This is a genomic window from Pantoea sp. CTOTU49201 (assembly GCF_032054795.1).
Classification (GTDB): Bacteria; Pseudomonadota; Gammaproteobacteria; order Enterobacterales; family Enterobacteriaceae; genus Pantoea; species Pantoea symbiotica.
This window is the reverse complement of the sequence record NZ_DAMBSA010000277.1, coordinates 496-6,532: the sequence shown is the minus strand read 5'-3', so window position 1 is coordinate 6,532 and position 6,037 is coordinate 496. Positions and strand designations below refer to the sequence as shown.

General features: G+C 49.1%; 7 protein-coding genes. 4 read left to right on the top strand and 3 right to left on the bottom strand.

The genetic code is table 11. From position 1 onward, the window contains the following. The 3 genes from yfbR to RTY00_RS17435 form a co-directional block, all read right to left on the bottom strand. The coding region (gene yfbR / locus RTY00_RS17445; RefSeq protein WP_312665277.1) for a 5'-deoxynucleotidase at positions 1–225 on the bottom strand (225 nt) is incomplete at its 3' end. 70 nt (positions 226–295) lie between these two features. Further along, positions 296–1,513: a pyridoxal phosphate-dependent aminotransferase gene (locus RTY00_RS17440; protein WP_008105154.1), complete on the bottom strand. Its 1,218-nt coding sequence runs from the start codon at positions 1,511–1,513 to the stop codon at positions 296–298. Continuing rightward, positions 1,497–1,685 (bottom strand): hypothetical protein, encoded by a 189-nt coding sequence (locus RTY00_RS17435; protein WP_312665276.1) that lies wholly within the window; start codon positions 1,683–1,685, stop codon positions 1,497–1,499. The genes RTY00_RS17440 and RTY00_RS17435 overlap by 17 nt, the downstream gene beginning before the upstream one ends. A gap of 795 nt (positions 1,686–2,480) precedes the next feature. Between RTY00_RS17435 and lrhA the strand changes: the two genes are divergently transcribed. The 4 genes from lrhA to RTY00_RS17415 all read left to right on the top strand — a co-directional run. Then, a complete protein-coding gene (gene lrhA / locus RTY00_RS17430) occupies positions 2,481–3,404 on the top strand; it encodes a transcriptional regulator LrhA (RefSeq protein WP_007889314.1) in 924 nt (307 codons plus the stop codon). Positions 3,405–4,065: 661 nt separating this feature from the next. Beyond that, positions 4,066–4,509, top strand: coding sequence for an NADH-quinone oxidoreductase subunit A (locus RTY00_RS17425; protein ID WP_007889316.1), 444 nt, complete (start codon positions 4,066–4,068; stop codon positions 4,507–4,509). A gap of 15 nt (positions 4,510–4,524) precedes the next feature. Next, positions 4,525–5,205, top strand: coding sequence for an NADH-quinone oxidoreductase subunit B (locus RTY00_RS17420; RefSeq protein WP_312665274.1), 681 nt, complete (start codon positions 4,525–4,527; stop codon positions 5,203–5,205). A gap of 116 nt (positions 5,206–5,321) precedes the next feature. Beyond that, the coding region (locus RTY00_RS17415; protein ID WP_312665273.1) for an NADH-quinone oxidoreductase subunit C at positions 5,322–6,037 on the top strand (716 nt) is incomplete at its 3' end.

The window sequence follows — 6,037 nt, the reverse complement described above, 5'->3', positions numbered from 1 at the left end:
GGTCAGCACTTCGCTGGCATCGTGATAGAGCGCCAGCATGGCAATGCGCTCGGCGTTGAGGTTGCCGTTAAACTTTTTGTTTTTGATGATGGCGAGCGCGTGAGCAACCATCGCCACCTGTAAGCTATGCTCGGAGACGTTTTCAGTGCGCACATTGCGCATCAATGGCCAGCGATTGATCAGTTTAAGACGGGAAAGGTGGGCGAAAAAATGGCTACGAGTCATGGACGGTTCCTGTTCGCACGGCGGGGAAGATATCTTTTCCCCGAAATGCGAACAGTATACGCGCCACAATTTACTGGCGATACCCTTGCAGGAAACGACCAAACTTGCTGACGGCCATTTCCAAATCGTCCACGCGCGGCAGCGTAACAATACGCACATGATCCGGCCACGGCCAGTTGAACGCGGTGCCCTGAACCAACAGCACTTTCTCTTGCAACAGGAAATCCAGTACCATCTTCTGATCGTCAAAGATGTTGAATTTCTTGGCATCAATACGCGGGAACATGTACAGCGCACCTTGCGGCTTCACACAACTGACGCCAGGAATATCATTAATCAATTCCCACGCACGCTGACGCTGTTCATACAAACGGCCGCCGGGCGCGATGAACTCACTAATACTTTGATAGCCACCCAGCGCGGTCTGAATCGCATGTTGTGCCGGAACGTTGGCGCACAGGCGCATCGACGCCAGCATCTCCAGCCCTTCAATGTAACCTTTCGCGTGTTTCTTCGGACCGTTTAAAACCATCCAGCCCTGACGGAAGCCCGCCACGCGATAGGTTTTCGACAAGCCGTTAAAGGTCACAGTCAGCAGATCGGGGGCCAGCGCAGCAATTGAATGATGTTGTGCTTCGTCGTAGAGAATCTTGTCGTAGATTTCATCAGCGAAAATAATCAGATTGTGTTGGCGCGCAATTTCAACAATCTCCAGCAACAGCTCTTTGCTGTACACCGCGCCGGTCGGGTTATTAGGGTTAATGATGACAATGCCACGTGTACGCGGGGTGATCTTGCTACGAATGTCATCCAGGTCAGGGAACCAACCCGCTGATTCATCACACAGATAATGCACTGCTTTGCCGCTCGACAGCGAAACCGCGGCGGTCCACAGCGGATAATCCGGTGCAGGCACCAGCATTTCATCGCCGCTGTTGAGCAATGCCTGCATCGCTTGCACAATCAGTTCCGATACGCCGTTACCAATATAGATGTCTTCGACGGTGACATCGCGCATGTCACGCGCCTGGTAATGCTGCATGATCGCCTTACGCGCTGAATACAGCCCTTTCGAGTCGCAATAACCCTGCGAGCTCGGCAGATTGCGAATGACATCCACCAGGATTTCATCAGGTGCTTCAAAACCGAATGGGGCAGGGTTGCCGATGTTCAGCTTGAGAACTTTGTTGCCTTCTTCTTCGAGACGTTTAGCTTCTTTCAGTACCGGGCCACGGATGTCATAACAGACATTTTCCAGCTTGCCGGATTTATCAATTTGAAAATTCATTTTTACCGCCTTTACGGGCAGAGTCCTTTAACCTGCCACCAAAAATCAAACTTGCCCAATTTACTCTTCTCACCTTAACAAGAGAAGGGTAGCGTTTGGTTTTGGCGCGTTTGCCATTTTTTCTCTCGCCACATGGCGTAAAAGTCATTGAAAATCGATTAATCTGGTTCATTAATCCACTAATGTGAAAAAAAGTGAGATTAAAAACTGGTAAGGTGGAGTTGACGTGTAAATGCCTTCTTGCATCGCCACAGAAGACTATTCAGAAATTTTTCAGTCACTATTGGCGCAAAAAAAGAATAGCGACCTAACGAAATAGTTAAGTGATTCTTGTTGGATGGCGAAAAAATGTCTGGCAATGATTAAGCTCTGGCTGGCGTCTTAAAATGAAGTGCATTCTTATTCACTTATCAAGGGCGAGATTAAGCGTCAGTAACGGACCTAATATCGTGTAAAACAGTCTTAAAATAGCATTTGCACTGTCACTTTAACGCTGATGCTCAAGTTTCAGAACCTGGGGGGCTTAAAAAAAGAGCAGCGTTATGGCAGGATCTGTGCGGAGAGGCTTTTGGTCAAAAATTGCGATGTTTTGAACAAAAACATTTCCATTTATAACGTAAAAATGATTAAGTATAATTTATTATTTGATGCACTTTATCGCTTCGCATCTACATAACATGATGTTATTTCTTTTTAGCCCGCAGGGACTTTACGCGGGATACATAGACAACTACGCAGCTTCCAGCACCTGTACGACATACGTTTTCGGCCCAGAAGTTCTGCTGTCTATAATGACGACGCTGCTCTGATCTCAGAGTGGTGCGATCGTCGGCATCCGCCTGACAAAATTTTTTCATGGCAGCTCCACACAGGGCTGTCATTAAGCACCATTGCCTCTTATCTCTTTGATAAGTCGGGTAATACACCAGGGTAGTAGTTTTAAAAAATCTTATAAGTGAAGAAAAACATGACTAATGCAAATCGTCCGATACTGAATCTCGACCTCGATCTGCTGCGTACATTTGTTGCCGTTGCCGATCTGAACACTTTTGCAGCAGCCGCTGCCGCCGTGTGCAGAACGCAGTCAGCAGTGAGCCAGCAGATGCAACGTCTGGAACAATTGGTAGGTAAAGAGCTGTTTGCCAGACATGGACGTAATAAATTGCTGACGGAGCATGGCATTCAACTGCTGGGTTACGCCAGGAAAATCCTTCGTTTTAATGACGAAGCTTGCACCTCTTTAATGTACAGCAACATCCAGGGCGTTCTGACCATTGGCGCTTCAGATGATACCTCAGATACCATTCTGCCGTTCCTGCTTAACCGCGTAACGTCGGTCTATCCGAAGCTGGCCATTGATGTGCGTGTTAAGCGCAACCCGTTCATGATGGAAATGCTTAATCAAGGTGAAGTCGATCTGGTTGTGACGACGTCCAGCCCAGGAAACTTTACTCATCAGGTACTGCGTACTTCGCCAACGTTGTGGTACTGCGCGGCAGATTATATCTTCCAGCGCGGGGAAGCCATCCCTTTGGTCCTGCTGGATGAGCCAAGCCCGTATCGCGATATGGCGATTGATCACCTCAACGAGGCTGGCATTCCGTGGCGCATCTCGTATGTTGCTTCTACGCTGGCTGCCGTTCGTGCGGCGGTTAAAGCGGGCTTGGGTGTGACAGCGCGTCCAGTCGAGATGATGAGCCCAGAATTGCGAGTGATGGGAGCGGCAGAAGGTTTACCAGTGCTGCCTGATACTCAATATCTGCTGTGCCGCAATCCAGACAGCGATAACGAACTGGCGTTGGCTATCTTCAATGCCATGCAGTCTACCAATGATCCTTACAATCTGAGCGCTAATCCAGACGGTACTTTGCTGCTGGATGACGAAGAATAAGGGCTACAGTTGCTGGTAATTCCTCGCAAATGGAATACCGGTTAATTGTTAAAACGTATAAAAATGGGCCTTAGCGAGGTAATTGCCGGCTAAGGCTTTTTTTATGCCATCTTACTTGCCACTTTAAATGTAATTCCCTCGACTTTATTTCAATCTCATTCTTAAAAATGAAACGTGTTCCATTTTTCATCCAATTTGGAATGGTTTTATCAATTCGTGCCAACTTTTCCAGGGCACTTGCCCGTCCTCTCCGCTGTTTTTTGCAGCATAAAACCCAGTTATGTGCTTTAGATCAAAAAAATACCCCTGATAAGGGGGGGGAATCTCGGGCGAGACCTGTCAAAATATGATTGTTAAATGCACGATCCACGCATGTGAATACCCGCTACACTAAAATTAACCTCACAAACTGAAGCGATTTAGCTGGCGCTCAGAGGGTTGAATGTTAATAATATGATGCAGCTGTAAAATAATGTTTGGATACTTTTGTCAAAGTTGACAAAAGGTTATAGAAAGGAGTAAAAACCCCTATAAAATTGCTGCTTTATTGCTAATGACAGCAAAATTTATAAGGTTTTTTATCCTTCCCTTGAATCGATGTGGTGTGTTTGCTGCAACAGTGCAGGATGCCATCACCACTTTTGATGAGTAAGCAAAGAGTATGTCGACAACTACAGAAGTGATCGCTCATCACTGGGCATTTATTGTTTTTATCGTTATCGCATTCGGCCTGTGTGCCTTTATGTTGACCGGTGGCTGGTTGTTAGGTGGTCGTGCGCGTGCGCGACACAAGGACACTCCGTTCGAATCGGGTATTGAGTCGGTCGGTGACACTCATATTCGCCTCTCTGCAAAATTCTATCTGGTTGCGATGTTCTTCGTCATATTCGACGTCGAAGCCCTCTATTTATACGCATGGTCGACGTCCATTCGCGAAAGCGGTTGGGTCGGCTTTGTCGAAGCCGCAATTTTCATTTTGGTGCTCTTGGCAGGCCTGGTTTATCTGGTGCGCATCGGTGCGCTGGATTGGGCTCCTGCGCGTCGTCGCGTAGTGGTCAAATCTGTCCCGGTCAGTCACAGCCACACCAACCCTCATAAGCAGTAAAAGCGAGGCAATAAGATGGACTACACGCTGACACGCGTAGACCCGAACGGGGGCGGCGATAACGATCGTTATCCTCTGCAGAAACAGGAAACGGTTACCGATCCGCTGGAACAACATGTTCACCGCAGCGTCTATATGGGCAAGCTCGAACAAGCCATGCATGACATGGTGAAATGGGGGCGTAAAAACTCTCTCTGGCCGTATAACTTCGGCCTTTCCTGTTGCTACGTGGAAATGACCACATCCTTCACCGCAGTGCATGACGTGGCACGTTTTGGTGCCGAAGTAATGCGCGCCTCGCCACGTCAGGCTGACTTCATGGTGATCGCCGGTACGCCATTTACCAAAATGGCGCCGGTTATTCAGCGTTTATATGACCAAATGCTGGAGCCGAAATGGGTGATTTCCATGGGCGCTTGCGCTAACTCGGGTGGCATGTATGACATCTACTCGGTGGTGCAGGGCGTAGATAAATTCCTGCCGGTTGACGTTTACATTCCTGGCTGCCCGCCGCGTCCAGAAGCGTATATGCAGGCGTTGCTGCTGCTGCGTGAGTCGATTGGCAAAGAGCGTCGTCCACTGTCGTGGGTGGTGGGTGACCAGGGTGTTTATCGCGCCAACATGCAGCCAGAGCGTGAAAGAAAGCGTGGCGAGCGTATTGCCGTCACCAACCTGAGATCGCCAGACGAAGTTTAAGCTTCCCGTACACGGATGGAGCCACGGCCACAGCAGAACATCACAATTTAATGTGCGCCGCCATCCTGACGCCTTCTTTTGAGCGCCTGATTACAGGCCGGAATGGTGAGTAACGTATGACTGATTTAACCACGCAAGATCTCGCACAGCCTTCATGGCAAACCCGCGATCACCTGGATGACCCAGTGGTCGGCGAGCTGCGTAACCGTTTTGGGCCGGATGCCTTTACCGTTCAGGCTACCCGCACCGGGATTCCGGTTGTCTGGGTAAAGCGTGAACAGCTATTAGAAATCGTTGAATTCCTGCGCAAGCTGCCAAAGCCGTATGTCATGCTCTATGACTTACACGGTTTTGATGAGCGCTTACGCACTAACCGCGCCGGTTTGCCCGCCGCGGATTTTTCCGTTTTCTATCATCTGCTTTCAATTGAACGTAACCGCGACATCATGCTCAAGGTTGCTTTATCTGAAAACGATCTGAATGTGCCAACTATCACCAAAATTTTCGCCAACGCCAACTGGTATGAGCGCGAAACCTGGGAGATGTTTGGTATCACTTTCAATGGTCACCCGCACCTGACGCGTATCATGATGCCGCAGACGTGGGAAGGCCATCCGCTGCGTAAAGATTATCCGGCGCGTGCTACCGAGTTCGATCCCTTCGAGTTGACTAAGCAGAAAGAAGATCTGGAGATGGAGGCGTTGACCTTCAAGCCTGAAGATTGGGGCATGAAGCGCAGCACCACCAATGAGGACTTCATGTTCCTTAACCTCGGTCCGAACCACCCGTCTGCGCACGGTGCTTTCCGCATCATTCTGCAGTTAGATGGCGA

Bases quoted from the DNA above. Each gene is read 5' to 3' on its own strand.
- RTY00_RS17440 (WP_008105154.1), bottom strand. From the start codon at position 1,513: ATGAATTTTCAAATTGATAAATCCGGCAAGCTGGAAAATGTCTGTTAT.
- RTY00_RS17435 (WP_312665276.1), bottom strand. From the start codon at position 1,685: ATGAACCAGATTAATCGATTTTCAATGACTTTTACGCCATGTGGCGAG.
- lrhA (WP_007889314.1), top strand. From the start codon at position 2,481: ATGACTAATGCAAATCGTCCGATACTGAATCTCGACCTCGATCTGCTG.
- RTY00_RS17425 (WP_007889316.1), top strand. From the start codon at position 4,066: ATGTCGACAACTACAGAAGTGATCGCTCATCACTGGGCATTTATTGTT.
- RTY00_RS17420 (WP_312665274.1), top strand. From the start codon at position 4,525: ATGGACTACACGCTGACACGCGTAGACCCGAACGGGGGCGGCGATAAC.